At 52.8% G+C, this 21,736-nt stretch carries 13 protein-coding genes; 6 read left to right on the top strand and 7 right to left on the bottom strand.

The window, feature by feature from the left end:
- Window position 1: 1 nt before the first annotated feature.
- The 4 genes from P8N76_00250 to P8N76_00265 all read right to left on the bottom strand — a co-directional run bounded on the left by P8N76_00250 (window position 2) and on the right by P8N76_00265 (window position 5,001).
- Window positions 2-1,198 (bottom strand): trypsin-like peptidase domain-containing protein, encoded by a 1,197-nt coding sequence (locus tag P8N76_00250; protein MDG2380078.1) that lies wholly within the window; start codon window positions 1,196-1,198, stop codon window positions 2-4.
- A gap of 746 nt (window positions 1,199-1,944) precedes the next feature.
- Window positions 1,945-2,766, bottom strand: coding sequence for an AAA family ATPase (locus P8N76_00255; protein ID MDG2380079.1), 822 nt, complete (start codon window positions 2,764-2,766; stop codon window positions 1,945-1,947).
- Between the two features lie 10 nt (window positions 2,767-2,776).
- A complete protein-coding gene (locus tag P8N76_00260; protein ID MDG2380080.1) occupies window positions 2,777-3,925 on the bottom strand; it encodes an AAA family ATPase in 1,149 nt (382 codons plus the stop codon).
- 65 nt (window positions 3,926-3,990) lie between these two features.
- Window positions 3,991-5,001 (bottom strand): hypothetical protein, encoded by a 1,011-nt coding sequence (locus tag P8N76_00265; GenBank protein ID MDG2380081.1) that lies wholly within the window; start codon window positions 4,999-5,001, stop codon window positions 3,991-3,993.
- Between the two features lie 306 nt (window positions 5,002-5,307).
- On the opposite strand from P8N76_00265, the gene metH reads away from it, so the two are divergent.
- From metH to thiC, 3 genes are all read left to right on the top strand, one after another.
- A complete protein-coding gene (metH, locus tag P8N76_00270; GenBank protein ID MDG2380082.1) occupies window positions 5,308-9,012 on the top strand; it encodes a methionine synthase in 3,705 nt (1,234 codons plus the stop codon).
- 60 nt (window positions 9,013-9,072) lie between these two features.
- Complete coding sequence (locus P8N76_00275; GenBank protein ID MDG2380083.1) at window positions 9,073-10,509, top strand: cytochrome c; 1,437 nt, start codon at window positions 9,073-9,075, stop codon at window positions 10,507-10,509.
- Window positions 10,510-10,619: 110 nt separating this feature from the next.
- Window positions 10,620-11,954, top strand: coding sequence for a phosphomethylpyrimidine synthase ThiC (gene thiC, locus P8N76_00280; protein ID MDG2380084.1), 1,335 nt, complete (start codon window positions 10,620-10,622; stop codon window positions 11,952-11,954).
- A 54-nt stretch (window positions 11,955-12,008) separates the two neighbouring features.
- On the opposite strand, the gene P8N76_00285 is transcribed toward thiC, so the two are convergent.
- From P8N76_00285 to P8N76_00295, 3 genes are all read right to left on the bottom strand, one after another.
- Window positions 12,009-13,940, bottom strand: a complete 1,932-nt coding sequence (locus tag P8N76_00285; protein ID MDG2380085.1) for a hypothetical protein — start codon at window positions 13,938-13,940, stop codon at window positions 12,009-12,011.
- A gap of 313 nt (window positions 13,941-14,253) precedes the next feature.
- Window positions 14,254-17,157, bottom strand: coding sequence for a protein kinase (locus P8N76_00290; protein ID MDG2380086.1), 2,904 nt, complete (start codon window positions 17,155-17,157; stop codon window positions 14,254-14,256).
- A 162-nt stretch (window positions 17,158-17,319) separates the two neighbouring features.
- Window positions 17,320-18,381 (bottom strand): GntG family PLP-dependent aldolase, encoded by a 1,062-nt coding sequence (locus P8N76_00295; protein ID MDG2380087.1) that lies wholly within the window; start codon window positions 18,379-18,381, stop codon window positions 17,320-17,322.
- Between the two features lie 168 nt (window positions 18,382-18,549).
- On the opposite strand from P8N76_00295, the gene hisD reads away from it, so the two are divergent.
- The 3 genes from hisD to hisB all read left to right on the top strand — a co-directional run bounded on the left by hisD (window position 18,550) and on the right by hisB (window position 21,673).
- Window positions 18,550-19,911, top strand: a complete 1,362-nt coding sequence (gene hisD, locus P8N76_00300) for a histidinol dehydrogenase (protein ID MDG2380088.1) — start codon at window positions 18,550-18,552, stop codon at window positions 19,909-19,911.
- 35 nt (window positions 19,912-19,946) lie between these two features.
- A complete protein-coding gene (gene hisC / locus P8N76_00305; protein MDG2380089.1) occupies window positions 19,947-20,993 on the top strand; it encodes a histidinol-phosphate transaminase in 1,047 nt (348 codons plus the stop codon).
- A gap of 89 nt (window positions 20,994-21,082) precedes the next feature.
- Window positions 21,083-21,673: an imidazoleglycerol-phosphate dehydratase HisB gene (gene hisB, locus P8N76_00310; protein MDG2380090.1), complete on the top strand. Its 591-nt coding sequence runs from the start codon at window positions 21,083-21,085 to the stop codon at window positions 21,671-21,673.
- Window positions 21,674-21,736 lie beyond the last annotated feature (63 nt).

The raw sequence follows: 21,736 nt of genomic DNA on the forward strand, positions 1-21,736 counted from the left end.
CTTAGCTTGATTCCATTAACGTCAGTGGAATCTCGAGTTCTTCTTGTTCTTCCGTGCCCAAGCCACGAATGATCTTGAGTTCGATTGGTTGGCCCACCTTTTGGCTTTCCAGAAATGTAAACCATTCATCTAAATTGCTGATCGGATCTCCATTCGCAGCAATAATCAAATCTCCATAGTCCACCATCTGCCAGGTTCGATAACCACGACGGTATTTTACAGCGCGCGTTGGTTCTAAGCCGGCTTGATCCGCGGGTGTATCCGGAAGAACGTCGTGAAACAAAACGCCTTTGAGTTTCTGTTGACGTGTGAACCAATCGTGCACCGGAACAACCCCAATGGCCGGTCGTGTCAACTGTCCGTTACGAATTAAATCCGGAACGATGCGGTTGACGGTGTCTACGGGGATCGCAAAGCCAATTCCGGCGTAAGCGCCGGATGGACTGTAAATCGCCGTGTTGACGCCAATCAGTAGCCCGGCGCTGTCGAGTAAAGGTCCCCCTGAATTTCCCGGGTTGATGGCTGCGTCCGTTTGGATCACGCCGTCAATTGTGCGACTCGCATTGACGGTCCCTGTTTTTTCGTTGGTGCGGATCTCTCGGCCGAGAGCGCTGATGACTCCTGTGGTCAGCGTGTGGTCGAGTCCAAACGGGTTTCCAATTGCAAATACCTTTTGACCGACACTCAAGTTGTTTGACTCGCCAAGCAAGATCGGTTTGAGCGTGTTTTTGTCAGCGGTGATTTTCAGTACGGCAAGATCTTTGCCAGGAGCTCGACCCACCAGAGTGGCATCCCACACGGACTGATCTGAAAGCGTCACCTGTGCTCGATCTGCGTTGGCGATCACATGATCGTTTGTGACGATGTGGCCCTGTTTGTCCCAGACAAATCCCGATCCACCGCCTTGATTCAGTTCGGTTTCATTGAACGAGAGCGAATTTTGAGATCGCTGGGTAGTCGTTATAAACACCACGGCGGGCGCGTTTGCTCGAAACAGCTCGATGGTGGATTCTTCATCCTGAGCAAGCTGGCCACGTGGCGTGATCGGTCTCGGTTGTGCATTCGGGTCGTGAAGTGCACGGGATTTCCACTGCCCGTACCAAACGGCTGCTAGATAACCAACTAACAGCATCAAAATGTAGGGAAGCATGCGTGCGAGAAGAGGACGCGGTGCAGACGGATTGGCTTCGTAGTTCATAAATGGCCAGGGCCGTTTCGAGGCGTGGAGGGGAAACGATTGCTGACTTGTCAGCGATCTCCTAGCTTATGATCGACTGCGCGGATTCGCAACGCCGTTTCGAGCACGATTCTTCAGCTTGGACCAAGCGCATCGCCGTCAGCAAACCCGTCAGCAATTGGCGAATCAAAGAGATTGGAGTCGTGAATTTGACACAAATCGCGTCCTTGGGCGGCCTCGATTGGTGCGAATGGAAAAAGGCGAGCTGCCATTTGCGGCAGGAATCTACAGAAATCAGACCACTCCGCGGAGTCGGGTATGCTCTGATTTTGCCCTCCTCGCGTGATAAGGAGCAACGTCCGTCGAGATCGTTCCGAGAGTCAGAGCCAATGGTTGAGCTCTATCTGCCGTGAGTGCGAGATTTTGAGCATTTCCGTGTGAGAATCGTACATCAGAATCAAAAGAGTGTTCATTCGCCGACACGGCGTCTCAGTGATCGGAATCAGTGATGGCTCAAATAAGTTGTCACCTAGGGCTTGGTCTCGGTGTGTCGAATGGTCGAGCTGCGATACCAGATGCGGTGCCGGGGCACGTTTTGCGAGTCTGAACGCCCATGATCGGGATGCTGAGAATGCCGCAGTACGATTTTGACTTGCGGGTTTTACACGGCTGCAAGGCGAACTGTGATTTCGGCGTGCATTTGGGCGTTGTTTATGCGGAGATCATCCTGGCGTCATTTCGATAGCAGCGCCAGGCCAGCCAGAAAACTACTCGGGTACGACGGCCACCAATTCCTCGGAAACCGCTTCGATTGCCTCATTGGTGATCGATCGGCGCTCTTCGGCAAAGCCAATCAACAGGGCTAAGTCGCACAAACGGTTGATTTGCCGAGGATTTCCGTGGGTGACGGCATGAATTCGTTCTAAGGCCAACTCGTCAAAAATCGGCTCGGCGGCCCCGGCTTGGTTGAGCCGATGATTCACGTAGCTGACACTTTCGTCGAGGTCCAATGGCCTCAATAGGCACTTAACTGCCAAACGTTCTTCGACACCCGGATGTCGATCGATCGTCGGCAGAAACGACGTCTGTCCGACGAAGAGCAAGGTCAAGCCGATACCATGTTGGCTTTCGAAGTTAAGCAGCAATCGCAGCATGTCCAAGGTGGTGACCTCGGTGATCAGTTGAGCTTCATCAACCACCACGACTGCATGCCTTCCTGCCTCGCTGTTCTCCCGCAGAGCTTTCTCAATCCTACGCACCGCGGTTTCCGTGGGCAGTGGCCCGCAGTTGCCCGAATCTGGATTGAGTTCTTCTGCCAAGTAGGTCAGAAGTTCATTGGTCGGCATTTGGGGGAATACTAAATGGACTTTGGGTGTGATCGTTTTGGGAAGCATTCGAAACATGGTTCGGATGAGCAACGATTTACCCAGGCCGGGGGCCCCGGTCAGGACTGCGCCATCACGCCGACTTTCGATGGCGTAACGCAGTTTTAGTAGGGCCGCTTGATGCGTTTCGCTCGGATAGTAAAAGGACTCGTTCGAGTTGTTTTCGAACGGCTTATGTGTGAGTCCCCAGTACGATTCGTACATGATTTAATTCCTAAGCGGTCTTTTTGAGGTTGATGTGATCTGCGATCGAAAAATTCTCAATTGTTTCAACGATCCGATTCGAGTGTTGTTTCAGGTGTCGTTTCATTTGCAACAAGGCGTCATCCGATGTCTGGCGAACATCACGTATGATGAAGTGAGCGGCTGTTACATCTTCCATCTCGCTGCTCCACACGGGGCGTCCCGCAGAGGTATCGAGTAGAATGAGATCAAACGCGTTGATGAGCGATCCGACCATCGTGCGAAGTGTTTGGCCAAACCCGAGCTCGCCAATTGACCAATCGCTGCTAATCATCGGGAGAATTGAAAACCGATTCTGGAGTGATCGAATACAGCATTCTTCCAGCGGCTCTTCACCGCTCTCAAATCGTTCCCAGCCAAATTCGACCGATAATCCCAGCGTTTCTGCCAGATTCGGCTGATCGTGATTGGCGTCGATGATCAATACTTCGTGCCCCTGTTGTGCCATGAAGTAGGCAAGTCCAATCGCGAGGGTTGTTCGTCCTTCGCCCGGATTGCAGCTGTGGATACTTATCAGCTTTTGCTGGTCATGAAACACATCGCGAATCAAGGATCGCACGCTGTACAGTTGCTCTTGGAGTCCATCGTGCATCTGGAGACAAGGCGATGGAAGCTGAAACTCGTCGACTTCCCAAACGGGTTTGAACGACAGCGGGGGCGACGTTACGACGGTTGGTTCCATCCTGACAACGGAAGCTGTTTGCTGTAGCGATGGCGTTGGCTCCTGAGGCTCAACAGGCGTTGACTCCTCGGGTTCTAACGTGGGAGGATTGGTCTCGAGTGAAACGGACTTGCACTCCCCTGCCGGATTGACATGCGGCCGTTTTGCCGTTTCTCTCGACATCGTGTGGTCGTCCGCTGTCGGGTTGTCGAGCGAACGAATAGTCGTGTCGACGATAAATCCCGTGTAGTTGCGGTTGGTCGGGGTTTCGACTTCGAGCGGTTCGTCAATTATTGACGTGGATTGGCCGATCGGGGCGGAGGCGAGCTGATCGGGTGTCGAATCGGCCACTTCGACGTAAAGCTCCGTATTCGCTTTATCTCCGGAAACGGCCTCTGGGGCGATTGGTTGATCTTCCTTTGAGAATGCTCGAATGAACGCTTGGTCCAATGATGTCATTGTCTCGACCTTCCTGGTGTTGCGCGTGATGTTGTTACCCGTCAAGAATCAATTTCGCCGTTGTTCTATTCCCTTGCCGTACGGCGGGTAACGGGTGGCACCACATAGTCGGGATCTTTGTAAGTGGACGGGTCTGTTGTTTGATAAGAGTACTGAGGTTGCAAATCCTGCGTGTACGGTTCCACAGTCTGAGGGCGACTCGGTTGAAGTTCGCGACGACGAAAAGTGGGTGTGCGATTTGCTTGCGGTACCTGATTGAGATTGGTCTCAACAACAGGCCGTTGCTCGATTGTCAACGGGTCCAACGCGGGGGCCGACTTGTTCTCGTTTCGCGGCCATTCAGATTGATTTAGTCGGGTTGTTGGAGCAACCGTTGTTCTCGACGGTCGAGACTTGGTTTTGGCAAAAGTTGATTCGATCGCTGTTCTCGAGGCGATGTCAACTCGCTCCCGGGAAGAAATCTCAGCCTGTGTGACTTGAGTTTTCGGACTGACTGGAGGAGCGTTGCGTTCGATGATGGAGACATTGTTAAAGAGAGCTTCTGATGGCGGATCTGCGTTTGTGATTTTTTGTCGATCTGGTTGGGTCACCGCCAGAGACTGGTTCTCTGACTTCCGCAAGGGCGCTTCCGTGATGGGTTTGATAACGGTGGACGAATCCTGATTGACGAGGTCATTCGGGGTTGGTTGACTTGAGCGACCCTGAATGAAAAACCAGACAAAAATCAACGAAATGGCAATGCCGATGCCGGGTAATATGCCCCGAATCGCTTCAGGCAGCCGCCGAGGCAGCTTAAGTTCTGCCTGGCTTCTGGCGGTCGACCAGTAGACGTGGATCGTGTCTCGAAGTCTTTTTTCTGTGCCCGTTTTTTCATTCTTGGGCGAATCTGAAAGCTGGGAATTTTCCGGCATCTTCCCTGAGGCCGCTGCTTCGAAATCGATTTTTTCACCATCCGTTTCGACCATCTCCATTGGCTGGTGGTTCCAGTTTGGAATGGTCAAAATGGGACGAGCGACTCGTGTCGGCTCGTCTTCCTTTGTGGGGGTGTTAAGATGTCGAGGGGCGATGGGCTTCATTGGTTCTTGTCCAGACGTAACTTAGCCAGTTAAGCTTTATGCTATCGAGAGGTAATGGAGCGGTCGGCAAGGCGGACCGCCAGCCTCTATAATCGGCCTCCTTATGACTGATCTTGAGGGTTAGGTAAGCTTTTCCGGTTAACCGTCACCCGATGAACTATCCTGGCAATCGGTCGAGCGGTGGCTGGACGGATCAAAAATGGGGTGACCGTACGGCCGTAATGTGACCGTAATCGCGTAAGGTGGCGGTCTTCGTCGCTGAAATTGTGCTGTAAGCAGCTAGAAACCATCAAAAAGATCGAATTCATGATTTTGCGATCCTCCGTGAGTCAGACCGAACAAAACCTCCGAGAACTGTTGCAGGATCGAATCCTCGTCCTCGACGGTGCCATGGGAACGATGGTGCAAGCATTGCATCTGGAGGAGGCCGATGTTCGAGGCGAACGATTTAAGAATCATCCCGTTGATCTGTTGAACTTTGTGGATGTGCTTTGCCTGACCCAGCCGGACGCTGTCACCGAGATTCACGGCAAGTATCTCCAAGCTGGGGCTGATATCGTCACTACGAACACTTTTGGGGCGAGCCCGGTTGGAGTGGAAGAATTTCGGCTCGATCCGGAAACAGTCAAAGATATTAACCAAGCGGCAGTGGATTGTGCACGACGTGCCACCGAACGATTTTCGACCGCTGATCGTCCTCGGTTCGTAGCCGGATCGATTGGGCCCACGACGAAGCAAACGGCAATCTCAACCGATGTCGAGGATCCAGGTTTTCGGGGTGCAACTTTTGATCAAATGGAGGCGTCTTATTTCGACCAAGTGAAATCGCTTGTCGAAGCAGGGGTCGACATTTTGATGCCGGAAACAGTAATCGACACTTTGAATCTCAAAGCCTGCCTGTTTGCGATCCAGCGTTACATGGATGAAGCAAACGTGACCGTTCCGGTGATGATTTCGACCACCTTCAATGAAGCAGGTGTGACCTTTGTTTCCAGTCAATCCGTCGAGGCGATGTGGAATTCCATTTCACATTTTCCTTTGCTCAGTGTCGGGATGAACTGTGCCTTGGGGCCAAAATTGATGCGTCCGCACATTGAAGAGCTTTCAAAAGTCTCGGACGCATTTATCAGCTGTCATCCGAATGCCGGACTGCCCAATGAAATGGGCCAGTACGACATGAGCCCGAAGAAATTAGCGGAATGGATGGCAGAATTCGCTCGTGAGGGTTGGTTGAATATCGTTGGTGGGTGTTGCGGAACGACCCCGGAGCACATTCATGAGATTTTTGGGGCGACTAGTGGGATTTCGCCGCATCAACAGCAGACGATTGCGCGGTTGCCGCGACTCAGCGGGACACAGTCATTGACACTGCGTCCAGATGCCAATTTCACCATGATTGGCGAACGTACAAATGTGACCGGTTCGAGGAAATTTGCTCGGCTCATCCGAAATGGTGAATTTGAGGAAGCGGTCGAAGTCGCACGACAACAGGTTTTGAATGGTGCGAGTGTGATCGATATCAATATGGACGATGCTCTCTTGGATGGTGAGCAGGCGATGACTCGATATCTGAATCTTATCGCGGGTGAGACCGATATCAGTGCTGTTCCGGTGATGATCGATAGTTCTAAATGGTCGATCATTGAGGCGGGACTCAAGTGTGTCCAGGGAAAAGCGATCGTCAACTCCATAAGTCTCAAGGATGGAGAGTCTGAGTTTATTGAACGGGGTAGGCTGATTCGTCGTTATGGTGCCGCGGTCGTTGTGATGGCATTCGACGAAACGGGGCAAGCGACAGGGATTGAGGATAAAGTTGCCATCTGTCGCCGAGCCTTCGAAGTTTTGACCGAACAGGTTGGTTTTCCAGCAGCGGACATCATTTTTGATCCTAACATCCTCACTGTGGCGACGGGCATTGCTGAACACGACAACTACGCGGTCAACTTTATCGAGGCAACTCGGCGCATCAAGCTGGAATGTCCGGGGGCGCTGGTTTCTGGCGGTGTCAGCAATATTTCATTCTCATTTCGCGGCAACGATGTAGTCCGGGAAGCAATGCACGCGGCGTTTCTCTATTATGCCGTCAAAGCTGGGATGGATATGGGCATCGTCAATGCGGGGCAACTCGCGGTTTACGACGAAGTACCGAAAGATCTACTGGACCGTGTCGAAGATGTGATTCTGAATCGCCGCGAGGACTCTACCGATCGACTCTTGGAACTAGCCGAGTCCTTCAAGGGTCAAAAAGGAACCGTTTCCAAAGAAGATCTCGCTTGGCGCGATGTTCCTGTGGGAGATCGGCTCAAGCATTCTTTGATCAAAGGCATTGATAAGTTTATCGAGCAAGATGCTGAAGAAGCCCGCCAAATGGCCGATCGATGTCTTGCCGTGATCGAGGGGCCGTTGATGCGTGGAATGACGGTCGTTGGAGATCTGTTTGGCGAAGGCAAGATGTTCTTGCCGCAAGTCGTGAAATCGGCTCGAGTGATGAAAAAAGCAGTGGCCTATCTGCTGCCCTACATGGAACAAGAAAAGATCGCCGCGGGAATTCAGGATCAGTCCGCCCGGGGCAAGATTCTCATGGCGACTGTGAAGGGGGACGTTCACGATATCGGAAAGAATATCGTGGGTGTGGTCTTGGGGTGTAATAACTACGAAGTGATTGATCTTGGGGTGATGGTGCCCTCTGAGAAAATTCTGGCTGCCGCTATCGAACACGGTGTCGACATGATTGGACTGTCCGGTTTGATTACTCCGAGTCTTGATCAGATGATGCATGTTGCACGCGAAATGGAACGTTCCGGCATTGAGATCCCGTTGCTGATCGGCGGCGCCACGACGAGCGCAAAACACACGGCAGTAAAAATTGCACCCAATCTGAGTCAACCAACGGTGCACGTGATTGATGCTTCGAGATGCGTCGGTGTCGTTGATCGCTTACTCAGTCCAACCATGCGTCGCGAGTTGGTGCAGGAAAACCGCAATTTGCAACAGCAATTAGTGGCTTCTTACCAACAGCGGGATGTAAAGCTGAGCCCTTTTGCCGAAACTCAACAAAAGCCGTTTCCAACCGATTGGGAGCAAGTATCGATCGAGAAACCAAGCTTTATCGGAGTTCGAACACTCAGTAACATCGATCTGAATCAATTGCGTGAATTCATCGACTGGTCGCCCTTTTTTATGGCCTGGGAAATGAAGGGGAAATATCCTGCAATTTTACAAGATCCAAAGTTAAAGGAAGTCGCTCAGGAACTGTTTGACGATGCAACGAAGCTGTTGCAGGAAATGATCGATCAGGGAAAACTTGAAGCCAAAGCCGTTTATGGTTTTTGGCCGGCAGAATCCGATAACGAAGATGTCATTTTGTTCGAAGACGATAGCCGCACCACACCCACGAATCGGTTCCACTTTTTGCGTCAACAATGGGAACGAAAAGGACAGGATCATTTTCGCTGTCTCTCCGATTACGTTGCACCCCGTTCGTCGGGGCGCCAAGACTACTTGGGAGCCTTCGTGGTGACGGCTGGCCTCGGAGCAGAAGCTCTTGCCGAGTTTTATGAGGCGCAACATGATGATTATCGTTCCATCCTGGTGAAGGCACTGGCCGATCGGCTCGCTGAAGCAGCAGCAGAGTGGTTGCATCAAAAAGCTCGAATTGATTGGGGGTTTGGCTCCAAGGAATCTCCGAACAAAGATGATTTGATCAATGAGAACTACCGCGGTATTCGCCCGGCGCCAGGTTATCCGGCATGCCCGGATCACACCGAAAAAGAGGCTCTGTTCAACCTCTTGGGCGCGGAACAGGAAATTGGCGTTTCCTTGACGGAGAGTTTTGCCATGATGCCGGCCGCAAGTGTGAGTGGTTTTTACTTCGCCCATCCGGAAGCTCGCTATTTTTCGGTGGATCGACTCACGAGTGATCAAGTTGCCAACTACGCGGCGCGTAAGGGGATGACGGTTGCAACCGCGGAAAAATGGTTGGCTCCAAATCTTGGCTACGAGCCAGGCTAGTAGCTGCTAATTCGGTTAATCATCGACCTGCTTTCCGGTTCTTGCCAAGACCCTGGTAAGATGCAGGCCTACTGCGATTTGCCCGTTATCCATCCTTGGCGTCGTGGCAAACAAGGCTGGATCGGCGCGAAACTGCGAGTTTTTCACATGATTGGCACCGTCAGATCACTGTTCGGCCTCCTCCTCTGCTCAGTGTTTTTTAGCAGCTCTTGGGGTGATTCGGCTGACCATGGCTACCGGTTGTTGGTTGACAAAGCCTATTTGCCAGCTGATTTCGACCAGGAAACGTTTGACCAAGTCTGGCAAGTCTGGCCTGAACCGCTGCGATCAAAAGCTTACAAAGCGACAGTTGCCGAACGCCGGAAATTAGCTTTCGAACGCTACGGGCTCAGCCAGAGACCCGGAGAGCGAGCGGGGAAGCCGCTGCAGTATGTGGTTTCGGATGATGGTCAGTGGTCGATGAACTGCTTTTCCTGTCACGGTGGCCGGGTGAATGGTGTCGTCACCCCAGGGGCGCCCAACACCGACTTTCGACTTGCCACGATGACCGCCGAGATTCGTCTCACAAAGTTGAAAGCGAGTAAGCAGCTCACGCGAATGGATGTGGGTTCGCTCTTTATGCCGCTAGGAAGCAACACTGGCACAACGAACGCAGTGATGTTTGGCGTAGCGCTGATGGCCTACCGACAGCCTGATTTGAGTTTTTCTGGGAGGCGATTGCCACCACCCATGGTCCATCACGACATGGACGCCCCGCCGTGGTGGAACATTTATCGCAAGGAAAAACTCTATATCGATGGCTTCGCTCCGTCAGGCCCTCGGCCTCTCATGCAGTTTATGCTGGTCGAGGAAAATGGACCCGAAAAATTTCGGGAGTGGGAATCTGATTTCGAACATGTATACTCCTACATTCAGTCTCTGCGAGCTCCCGAGTACCCCGATAGGATCGACCAGGTTTTGGCAAAACAGGGCCAAGTGGCCTTCCGACGCGCATGTGCTGAATGCCACGGTTCCTACGGTGAGGCGGTCGATTACCCGGAACGCACGATTCCGCTGGACGAGATCGGTACGGATCCGGTTCGACTGCGAGCTTTGACGTCGGTTCACCGCAAAGGTTACGGAGAGAGCTGGTTCGGGCATTTTGGTACCAAAACTGTCGAACATGATCCGGTCGGCTACGTCGCTCCACCTCTCGACGGTATCTGGGCCTCGTCGCCCTATCTTCACAATGGAGCCATCCCAACTCTCTGGCACCTTTTGCATCCGGAAGAACGTCCCGTTGTTTGGAGACGATCGGCACAGCAGCTCGATTTCAGCCGAGTTGGATTGCACGTGGACGAATTCGAGCAAGTTCCAGAAATCGGCCGTTCTGCGACTGACCGACGTGAGTTTTTCGATACGCGGCGGATTGGAAAATCAGCTTCGGGCCATGAATTCGTCAATCGGCTATCGGATTCGGAAAAGCATGCAGTTTTGGAGTATTTGAAGACACTCTGACGGCGACCCGAGAAGCGATGCCCGCCCCTATTCGCTTTTATCGGCGGGTGTTAACATATTCCGATCAAAGGATTCGATTGGCCGTTTGCCGTGAAAGGTACCCGATTACCATGACGCAATTACTGGAAGCTCGTAACGGGAAGATCACACCCGAGATGGAGTATGTGGCGGAGCTCGAAAGCCTGAGTTCCGAAGACGTTCGAATAGAAGTTGCCGAAGGACGAATGGTGATCCCGGCCAATCGTGTCCACCTCGATGCATGCTTGAAACCGATGGCGATCGGCATTGGGGCGTTGTGCAAAATTAACGCGAACATTGGTAATTCGGCTGTAACCAGCAACGTCGACGAAGAGCTCACCAAGTTGCAAACGGCGATCCACCATGGTGCCGATACGGTCATGGATCTCTCAACCGGAAAAAATATCGACGACATTCGAAATGCGATTATCCAAGCCTCTCCGGTGCCCATTGGCACGGTTCCGATCTACCAGATGCTCGAAGAGCTTGGTGGCGAAATCGAAGATATGCGACCACAGCACTTTCTCGACATGGTAGACCATCAGGCAAAGCAAGGGGTCGACTATATGACGATTCATTGTGGCGTGTTGCTCGAACACCTTCATTTGTCAATGAATCGGGTGACGGGGATTGTGAGCCGAGGCGGCTCTTTGATTGCAAAGTGGATGATGGCCCACCGCAAACAAAACCCGCTCTACACGCACTTTGGTGACCTCTGCGAGATCATGCGACAGTACGACGTGACCTGGAGTTTGGGGGATGGTTTGCGACCCGGGTCCATTGCGGATGCGAGTGACGATGCCCAGTTCGCGGAATTAGATGTTCTCGGCGAACTGGTCGAACGAAGCTGGGAACACGGGACGCAGGTGATGGTAGAAGGTCCTGGCCACATTCCAATGGACCAGATTGATATGAACATCAAGCGTCAAATCGATGTTTGCAAAGGTGCTCCGTTTTACGTGTTGGGCCCGCTCGTCACCGATATCGCTCCTGGCTATGATCACATCACCAGTGCGATCGGCGCTGCGATTGCTGGTTGGAGTGGGGCAGCAATGTTGTGCTACGTCACGCCGAAAGAACACTTGGGACTTCCTGACGAGGAAGATGTGAAGCAGGGAGTGATCGCTTACAAGATCGCTGCTCATGCTGCCGACCTGGCCCGTCATCGCAAAGACGTTCAAGAACGAGATGATGCCCTTAGCAAGGCCCGTTTCGAGTTTGATTGGGCCGAGCAATTTCGGCTCTCGTTAGATCCCGAAACAGCTCAGCGATATCACGATGAAACACTGCCGCAAGACACCTTTAAGAGCGCACACTTTTGCAGCATGTGCGGTCCCAAGTACTGCTCGATGAAGATCACAGAAGATATTCGCGAAATGGCAAAACAGGGCGAATTAGTCGAGATCGAAAACCCCGTATCCTCTTAATGGCTGCGGTGGGATTCGGGTAGACCCACTCGAAGGCCGCTCAACTTTCCGCCTTTAGGGGGCGATTGTTGCTTGGACGATTGCTTGATCCGGCTGCGGCAGTGACACGATCAGTGAGTTGCTTTTCACGTCGAAGTTAATCGACCCGCGACCGGTTGGCTGAAATTGTGCCGGTCCGATCTTTCTCACGATCTTTTCACTTAATTCTTCATATGACTCGCCAGCCGGAAGGGGATAAAATTCCACATCCATATCGGTCGAAATCGCCTCAAGGGATGTGATTTGTAAGGTGGCGTTGTCAAGAATTCGATAGGTCAGCCCCATGGGCTGCAGCAGCTTGGCCAAGGCTTCTTTCAGCGGAAGGTCCTGGCAGAAGAACTTCATCTGGTCCCTGGGAGACCATCCTGCGAGGTGCAGTGCATACCAATCGACAAGCAGCTTGATGTCAGCTTGATCCTCGATCGAGGCGGCGATTGCGTCGAGATTGGCGTCACGCCAGACTCGCAAGGTAATCGGCCGTTGGCTCGCTCGTAGTAAGTCCCTTTTGGGGGTCAGTTCGACAAATTCCGGTCGAATCCTACTTTGGGCAATGCTTCCTCTAGCGAGCCGAAGTCGTTCGCAAAGCAGTAGGATTTGATACTGAACCGTATCGTCGTGCTCAATGACCAAGGTCGTGCCATCCACCTGGCATTTGCCTTCACCGCCCTGGGAGGCCCAAGATCCGTACTCTACAAACTTTTGCAGCCATTGCGAAAAGGCTGCCATGCTTTCGGGATTGTTGTCGCACAAATCGCCCACGCGATGGTTCAGTTGGGTCAGTTTACCTTGACTGGATTTTGCCGTGGTGACAATCAGTTGTCCATCAACCACGAAATAACCCAAGTGCAACTCGCCGAGTAACTTTGTTAGGACTTGCCCGACCGTCGATTCGTTTCGAATTAACAGGTCAACAGGCTTATTGGCGGTGAGGTTGCGTCGTCCCAAACCATTTGGATCAATTGTGATGGGAATAGTGCTGTAATTGCTGATCGTTCGTAATGCATTTGCAAGCGAGACACTCTTGAATTCGACCGCAATGATCGGGTCTTCAAGCCGAGATGCAACATCCACTTTGTTCGGAATGGGGCGAGTTGGTTGGAGCGGTTTGACCAAAACCGTTTTCTGTTCGGCGACGTTTGGTTTTGGCTTCGGTTGCGTCGGCACGGGGGGGGGGAACTGTTCAGTCGAGTCAGGAGATTGAAGCCAGCGGGCAAAACTGGCGAGATCGTCATCAGCCAAGTCGATTTGTTGATTATCTTGAGGTTCGTTGGGGAGAGTTGTCGGCGAACTCTCCGATTCCTGTTGTTCTTGTTCAACGACTAATGCCGGCGATGGTTGCTCGATCGGGGTGTCCTCGGAGCTCGTCTTTGGCTCGGAAGTCGGCCTCTTTTCGATGTCTGGTGCCGTGACAGTTGTTGACTCATCGTTACTCAGTCGGTTAGCAGTGTCGTCGGATGGGTCGGGTATTGAAGGCTCCTGGGAAGTTGGCTGATCTGTTTCGGTGATCGCAGTTGCTTGGGACCCATTCGTAATCGCTGGCTTGACACCTCCGTCGGCTGCAGGTTGGGAAAGCATGAATCCAGCGAGCCCGAGCGCGGCTGTGAGGCCGAGTATGCAGCCACCGATGACGATCACGTACGAATGCCGGTTTGCTTGCTGGCTGGGGACAGTTTCTGCGAGCTGATCGGTTTCATTGGACTCATTCTTCTCAGTAGATGGCTGCACAGGCTGAGCCGTTTCGACGGTGGCAGCCGCTTCGGCGAACGATTCTTCGGGGAGCTCACTAGAGCTGTCTTGATTTCTCCAACGTTGGGAGGTTGCTTCGGCCTCTTCGGAGGTGTGGTTAGCAGGACCCGTTGCTTCCGTTTCGCTCGTGGTTGGGTGGTCAGTTGCCTGCGTTGGCTCATCAAGGAATTCGTGGAGATTGTCGAAAGAGCCGGAGAGCATTGAGGAATTCGCAGCCGTCTCTCTGTCGCTCTCTGACAGTTGCGGGGGATCATCGGTGGTTGAGCTCTTTGGAGACTCCACCAGAACCATGCTGCCGCATTTGGGGCAAGGCAAGATTTGGCCAATGGCTTGCGCGTCGCGCACCGTCAGCCGGGCTCTGCAGGTTGTACATGCGATGCGAAACGCTTCCACGCCCGATGTCCTATCTCAGTTTTGTGTTCCAAGTAGATCGGCAGACAGAGGAGAACGAGAGACCCGATCTCGAGGGTCCGTCTCGCTGCCGAGCCCGAATTCTCTATTTACTCTATTTTAGTCATTGATTCGAGGGATTTGCCAGGAATTGTTTTGGCAAAGAATAGCCTTTTTGAGTCGCGGCGGTGCGGGTGGTAATCAGGATGGTTTTACCGGTTGATTCGTCACTAGGGGCCAGCACCCAGACGAGTTTTTGCTCTACCGACGAAAGTGAATCGGTTCGAACCGGGTTCGCTTGTCGGACTAGCTGCGTGAGAATCTCGTCGACCGTTTTTTGCTTAAGCTGGACATCTCGGATCTGTTGATTTCGAGTAATTCCGGCCAATTGGAGGTCGCTGCCGACGATCTTGATCTGAATGTTTTCCGACGGAAAAGTATCTTTGAGGACCGCAGTGAAGTCTCGCAGCGCGAATTCCAGCGAGAGTTGAGGAAACGACAGATTCATAGAATGCTCGAGAATCCTGCGCCAGTCCGTGGGTTCGGGGCTTGAGGGCGGTTCTTGCGGGGGACTGGCACCGGAGGCTTCGATGGCCAATTGGGAGGCAAGCACCAGATTGTGAGCCGATTTTTCGGGTGCCACAAAATTGATTACCGCACATTGGTCCGTCACTCCAATCCGAGCTTGATCATGAAGAAAACGAAGCATCAGCGGGAATCGCAGGGCGATGGGTTGCCAAAAACGTTCAATGGTTGTGCGCCCAAGATAGTCATTCACTTTCTCGGGAAGGCTGCTCAATCGTTGTCGGCAGGTAGCGGCCAACCGAAATGGATCCTGATCCAAAGAAGAGGCAAGTCGGACTTCACCGTAGAACGGGTTCTCAAAATGAAGGCTCACGGTGGCAGCTTGGACTTCGTCTCCAAGAAAATTAGAGATCGGCCCACGCAGCGCAGTGTAGATTCCGCGGAGTGTTTCTCGGCCATCCGCGTTCAGGAAATGTGGATCAAATAGCAGCGTGAGATGGCGTTCTCGATCTGTGAGGCGCCGGAGCCTCTCGATTTGACGTTTTAGCAGCGGAGGCGTACCGCCAGTTTTCACTATTTCGGTGATTTCTGTTTCGTCAGCAAAACAGATGACGTTTGGATCTTCTTTCGGCACGATCGCATGGTAGTCGGCTATTTGCCAGCGTTTACCGTCCGGAGAATCTTGATGGTTGATTCGTGTTAACAATTCTGTGACGGTGGGCTCCGAGTTGAATTTTGCGACGATTGTGACTCGGGGGGAGCCAACATCTTGGGGGGTAAGGGCGATCAGCAATTGATCGATTTCTGCCAAGGAAAGTTGTAACTCCTCAAACAGAGCTTGCACGTGATCGTTTAATGGTCCCAGGGCGTTCAGAACCGCCGGTCCTTCATCGGATTCCAGCATCGCGCGTGGGCGAGCAATTAAGAAAAATTGAGCCGCTGGCGGGCTGTAGGAAAGTTCAATTGGCTCACCCTTTGTCGGAGACTGCCAGAGCGTCTGACCGTCGTCGTCGATCAGCGATTCATCTTTTGCAAGGTTGATTGCTGTTGGGGAGGCTACTGGTGTGGGGCTAACGCCCTGCTCTGTTTTTGACTGGTGTGTTGGATCCGCAGGACTCTGAACTCGGGGCGCACGCCAGTTGATGATCAGTCCGATAGCAAGCATCAAGATGCTTATCGTAACGGCTGCCATGCCAAATCGTTGCCAAGTCGGGCGGGAATGCGTCGGAGATTGGCCTGCTGTCACTTGGGAGGAGCCCGTATCGACGATGGGAGTTTCGATGACCGGCGTTGGTGATGTTTTGAAGCTGGCGACTTCTGGCGGGCCGCTCGCGACGGTCGTTGGAATAGATTCTGGTGGTGCGACAGGTTGAATTGGTGTCGAGCGATTCTGAGGGGAAACCAGATGGGTTGGAATCCGCTCTCGTTGTTTTTCAAGATGTGACAAATAGAACCCTTCTGTCGATCTTGGTCGGGCCAGGCGTGCTTTGGGTGCGCCTCCCAGAAAAGCCTCTAGCTTTCTTGCGACTTCGGCACTCTGCTGGTACCGGAGTTCTGGGTTCTTCGCCATCATGAAGGAGGACACTTCGCTCAATCCACTTGGCATTGCACGAAATTCATCGAGTGGGCGAACCGGTTCCGTGGCATGACGCTGCATTTTTTCAGCGACTTCTCCATCCGGAAAAGGCGGTTGGCCTGATAGCAGTTGATAAAAAATACAACCTAGTGCGTAGATGTCCGAAAGCGGAGTGGGCGCTTGTCCCTGCCTTTTCAACTCTGGAGCCAGATAGTCCGCTTGGTCCAGCAAGCGTTGTTTGGGATCGGACGCGGTGAAATCAACAGGGGCGTTTCGTTGCAGTGGCAGTCGACGCAGTCGTGAATGGTTGCCCGGCTGCAAGACCAGTTCGTTCGGAAGCACGAATCCGTGGATGAGGGTAGCTGTGTGGATTTGATTGAGTGCGAGAGCAATTTGGTGGGTAATTCGTATCGCGTCACCGCTGGGTAACGGTTGTTCCTTTGCGAGCAGGCTGCGAAGGGTGATTCCCTCCACATCCTCAGAGATGGCAATTCGAAAGGGACCGTCCTGAATGGTCTCATAGCAGCGGTCCAGATGAGGATGATCGAGACTCTGGTGCCGTGCTGCTTGGGATTCGATTTCTGCCCAATCGTCCGCAGATCCGTGCCAGAAATGTAATAGGACACGGTGATTGGTTGGCCGGTGTACGCCGGCAAATCGACGAATTCCGAGTCCACTTTCCACTCGGTCGTTGACCCGGTAATCGCCGAAAAAAAACGGTCCTGGCTTGCCGGCTAAGAGAACCTGTGCCTGATAAACGCTGAGTCGTTTTTCACTCACTAGCCAACTGGCAAGTGTTCGTGCGTTGGCGTCAACGTTGGCTCCACTGACTGCCTGAAAGCGATCATGCAATGTGGTGCATTCACTGGCACTAAATAGAGAGCTCGTGCGAGCAAGCTTCCAAAATTGTTCGATCGGAACGGACATGCCGACGGGGCCTCAAAACGGGGTGAGGATTTCCGGCTCCTGCCTGGAGTTGAACCGAGCGGCCCACCACTTTCCGCTAGATCTCAGTCTATCATCGACCGTCCAGTTCGGGTCTAAAATGGACGAAATCCTCGGTGCTCCAACGAGTCTGCTGCATTTGCTTTAACGCTTGGCTGCGGCTGATCTGCTTTCTGAAACCTGACGAATAATCTCACTCGCTCGCTGAATCTGTTCGGTTGTGACGTCCAAATGAGTGAGTGCTCGCACGCGTTTGTGCGACTCGCAGAGCATATGAACGTTGAGGCAAGCTAAATCTTCTGCAAACTCATGAGCTGAACCTAGCTCTGAATCGACGTCAAAGAAGACAATATTTGTCTCGACGGAGTCTTGAGCCAAGCGGATTCCAGGCGTGTCTTGAATGGCTGTCGCCAACAGTTGAGCATTGGCATGATCTTCAACCATGCGGTCGAAGTGATTGCGCAACCCGAATAAGGCACCAGCGGCGATGATGCCGGACTGTCTCATTCCGCCGCCAAATAGTTTGCGGTGTCGGCGAGCTTCCTGCATAGCCTCCGCAGATCCGACGAGCGCGGATCCCACGGGCGCACCAAGTCCTTTACTAAAGCAGACGCTCACGGTGTCAAAATCAGTACAAAGGTCAGCCAAGGATATTTTGGTGGCAGCGGCTGCATTGAACAATCTGGCTCCATCGAGGTGGGTCCGGAGTCCGTTTTTATGCGCCCAAGTGCAGATGGCAGTGACTTCCTGCTGCGGTTGAATCTTGCCACCCCCTCGATTGTGCGTATTTTCCAGGCAGACCAGTCTTGTTCGTGTGAGGTGGTCGTTCTCTGGGCGGATCATATGCTGTAATTGTTCGAGCGTGACCACACCGTGGCCACCGTCGACCGTCCTTGCGACCACTCCGCTGAGTTGGGCGAATGCCCCCTGTTCGTAGTTGAAGATATGGCAGTTGGTATCGCAGAGGAATTCATCGCCCGGTTTGCAATGGACTCGGATGCCAACTTGGTTGGTCATCGACCCGGAAGGCATGAAGACCGCTTGTTCCTTTCCAAGCAAACCGGCAATTTCTTCTTGCAATTCGGCGACCGTTGGATCGACGTCAATGACGTCGTCCCCGACATGGGCAGCAGCCATGGCCTGCCGCATTTCGGCTGTAGGGCGGGTGACGGTGTCACTTCGTAAGTCTATACGTTCATGCGACATAATCGAGGCTCGGCGGATCGTTTGGTGGAATTGACATGAGCCTACCAATCGCCTTTGCCAGATTCCAGGGGGCAGTCCGAGAGGGCATTGCGTGGGCTAGGCGGCAACTGCGATTCGAGACAAAATACTCCGGTGAATTCTCTTTTTCTTGACGGTATAACGGATCAAATGGCTCCAATAAATCTCAATATCGATTTCATTGATATCCGCGAGGGCGACGCTCAACCCACGTTGGAAGCCCTACGACGGAAACTCAGCCCGCGAGGCGACGTCACCAGTGATGCGAGTCGTTTGCGGACGATTGAGGTGTTTGGCGAACCGCTTACACCGATGCAGGTAGTTGAAAAAATCTGCAGCGATGTTCAACAGCAAGGAATGAATTCCTTATTGGACTACTGCCAAAAACTTGATGGTGCCGAACTGAGTGCGGACACGTTGCGGGTTCCAGCAGCTGAGCTCGCCGCCGCCCATCAGCAGGCGGATCCGGATTTTCTCAGAACGATTCGCCGGATTCGCGAAAACGTGAATGAATTTCAGTCAGCCATTTTACATCAGGATGTGGAGGTAACCCGAGAGGTCGGCGTATCGCTGAAGCAGCGATATTTGCCGCTACGACGAATTGGCATTTGTGTTCCCGGTGGGGCCGCTGCCTATCCCTCAACGGTCCTGATGACTGCGGTTCCCGCACAGGCGGCGGGTGTCGATGAAATCGCTGTTGTTGCTCCTCCAACACGCTTCGGTGCTTACAACCCGGATATTCTTGCCACCTGCCATGAATTGGGGGTCAGCGAGGTATATCGAATGGGAGGTGCTCAGGCCGTGGCAGCGCTCGCCTTTGGGGTGACCGGCATCGAACCCGTAGACAAAATTGTGGGGCCGGGCAATTTGTTCGTTGCACTGGCAAAAAAAACGGTGTTCGGAGAAGTTGACATCGATTCTATCGCTGGGCCGAGTGAGGTTGTCGTTTTGGCCGATGGGGGGGCACATCCTGCGGACATTGCCGCGGACATGCTTGCTCAAGCGGAACACGCTCCGGGCGCAAGTATTTTGATCGCGTGGGAAGACGATGTGCTGAAAAACAGTCTGGTTGAACTGAATCGTCAAGTTGCAGAACTTTCTCGCAGCGAATTAACTGTGCAAAGTTTAGAGAACTTTGGAACTCTGATCCGTGTCACGGATGAGGAGGAGGCTTGTCGCTTGACCGATTTTATCGCACCCGAGCATCTACACATCGCGACCGCGAATGCGGATGAACTTTGTCTGAAGATTCGCAATGCTGGGGCAACGTTCCTTGGTTACTTTACCCCGGTCGCCTTGGGAGACTATGCTGCTGGGCCGTCGCACGTGTTACCCACCGGTGGAACCGCTCGCTGGGCGAGTGGTTTATCGGCCAATGATTTTCTTCGATCAGGAAGTGTGATTCAGTATTCAAAAAAGGCTCTCCTTGATATTGCCGAAGATGTAGGTCGTCTCGCCGATAAAGAAGAACTAACTGCCCACCGGGCAAGCGTTGACGTTCGCTTACGTTAAGGCTTTCTAGTGCGGCAACCTCGAAGGCAGTTGTTATGAAGTATGTTCGTCCAGACATCGCCGCAATGGCCGGCTACGTTCCAGGTGAACAGCCGCAAGTCGGTAAGTTCATCAAGTTGAATACGAATGAGAATCCGTATCCGCCTTCGCAAAAAGTGATTCAAGCAATTCATTCTGCTGCTGAGACGAGTCTAATTCGGTATCCAGATCCGTTGGGAACACCGTTCTGCATGCGAGCAGCACAACTCTGGGACGTGGAGCCGGATTGGATTCTCTGTGGAAACGGTAGCGATGATATTCTGACCATTCTGACGCGTGCGATGGTGGCTCAAGGTAAATTGCTCAGATTGCCTTATCCGAGTTATGTCCTGTACAAGACCTTGTCGCAGATTCAAGGAGCTCGCAGCGAGGAGATCAAATTTTGTCCCGATTGGTCACTTGATCAAAGTTTTACTCGACACGATCCTGATCTGGGGATCGCTTATCTGCCGAATCCGAATAGCCCGTCGGGGACCGTATTGAATCCGGAGGAGGTTTTGGAAATTGCTAATCGGCTGGATTGTCCGCTGCTCATCGATGAGGCTTATGCTGATTTCGCCGATCAAAATTGTGTGCCCCTTGTGGCCCAAAATGAAAAGATTATGGTGTCACGCAGTTTGAGCAAGGCGTATGGATTGGCCGGATTGCGATTTGGTTATCTAATTGCGCAGCCTCAGATCATTGCACAGCTGAGAAAAGTGAAAGACTCCTATAACTGTGATGCGCTTTCGATTGCTGCGGCCACTGCGGCAATCGACGATCAGGATTGGCTACGAGACAATGTGGAAACCGTCCGCAAGACCCGTGAGCGAACACAAGTGGCTTTGACCCAACTCGGATTTTCGGCGCAACCGTCCCAAGCGAATTTCATCTGGTGTACTCACCCTGAACGGACTCTCAAAACACTTTATGAAGAAATGAAAGCTAAGCGGATTCTGATCCGATACATGCACTATCCTGAATGGGGTGAGGGCATCCGAATCACCGTGGGGAGAGAAGGGCAAATGGACGCCTGTTTGTCGGTACTGGAGTCGCTTCTTTAATCGATGGTTGTCGGTAACAGGTGCAAGAAAGTTGTGCAAGAAAGTCAGGGAGCCCTCGTCCCACCTTCCTTTCAAAAAGTGATTCAATCATGTCGCGTTTAGCCAAGATTGACCGGAAAACTGCCGAGACGGACATTCAGCTCACGCTGGACTTGGACGGTACGGGAGTTTCTCAGATTAGCACAGGCGTCGGTTTTTTCGATCACATGTTGGATCTGTTTTGTCGCCACGGTTGCTTTGATCTCTCTGTCGAAGCGCGAGGCGATTTGCACGTTGATCAACACCATACGGTGGAAGATGTTGGAATCTGTTTGGGGCAAGCCCTCAAGCAGGCGGTCGGTGATAAGCGAGGGATCCGACGCTATGGACATTCTTTATTGCCGATGGAAGAATCTCTTGTGACCACCGTCGTCGATTTGAGTGGTCGTTTCTATCTTGTTTTTGCCGCAAGCTTTCCCTCAAGTAAGATTGGCGATTTTGACAGTGAGCTTGTGCAGGAGTTTTGGCAAGCTTTTGCTGCGAATGGGCTGATGAACTTGCACATCGTGCTCCAGCATGGTTCCAATAGCCACCACATCAGCGAAGCCATGTTTAAGGGGGTCGCTCGAGCCACCCGCATGGCGGTCGAACTCGATCCTCGCGTGACTGGAGTCCCGAGCACGAAAGGCACTCTCGGCTGATCAGACGGCGTTTGCCCACCCGGCAATCGCCGGTTCGGACCAGCGTTTTCGTGCGGTGTCCCA

Source organism: Pirellulaceae bacterium (genome assembly GCA_029243025.1).
Lineage (GTDB): Bacteria > Planctomycetota > Planctomycetia > Pirellulales > Pirellulaceae.

What these genes read in the sequence shown, in the direction of transcription:
- P8N76_00255 (MDG2380079.1), bottom strand. Translation starts at nt 2,766, where the DNA reads ATGTACGAATCGTACTGGGGACTCACACATAAGCCGTTCGAAAACAAC.
- hisD (MDG2380088.1), top strand. Translation starts at nt 18,550, where the DNA reads ATGGCTCCAATAAATCTCAATATCGATTTCATTGATATCCGCGAGGGC.
- P8N76_00285 (MDG2380085.1), bottom strand. Translation starts at nt 13,940, where the DNA reads ATGCTCTCCGGCTCTTTCGACAATCTCCACGAATTCCTTGATGAGCCA.
- P8N76_00295 (MDG2380087.1), bottom strand. Translation starts at nt 18,381, where the DNA reads ATGTCGCATGAACGTATAGACTTACGAAGTGACACCGTCACCCGCCCT.
- P8N76_00265 (MDG2380081.1), bottom strand. Translation starts at nt 5,001, where the DNA reads ATGAAGCCCATCGCCCCTCGACATCTTAACACCCCCACAAAGGAAGAC.
- P8N76_00275 (MDG2380083.1), top strand. Translation starts at nt 9,073, where the DNA reads ATGCAGGCCTACTGCGATTTGCCCGTTATCCATCCTTGGCGTCGTGGC.
- hisB (MDG2380090.1), top strand. Translation starts at nt 21,083, where the DNA reads ATGTCGCGTTTAGCCAAGATTGACCGGAAAACTGCCGAGACGGACATT.
- thiC (MDG2380084.1), top strand. Translation starts at nt 10,620, where the DNA reads ATGACGCAATTACTGGAAGCTCGTAACGGGAAGATCACACCCGAGATG.
- hisC (MDG2380089.1), top strand. Translation starts at nt 19,947, where the DNA reads ATGAAGTATGTTCGTCCAGACATCGCCGCAATGGCCGGCTACGTTCCA.
- P8N76_00290 (MDG2380086.1), bottom strand. Translation starts at nt 17,157, where the DNA reads ATGTCCGTTCCGATCGAACAATTTTGGAAGCTTGCTCGCACGAGCTCT.
- P8N76_00250 (MDG2380078.1), bottom strand. Translation starts at nt 1,198, where the DNA reads ATGAACTACGAAGCCAATCCGTCTGCACCGCGTCCTCTTCTCGCACGC.
- P8N76_00260 (MDG2380080.1), bottom strand. Translation starts at nt 3,925, where the DNA reads ATGACATCATTGGACCAAGCGTTCATTCGAGCATTCTCAAAGGAAGAT.
- metH (MDG2380082.1), top strand. Translation starts at nt 5,308, where the DNA reads ATGATTTTGCGATCCTCCGTGAGTCAGACCGAACAAAACCTCCGAGAA.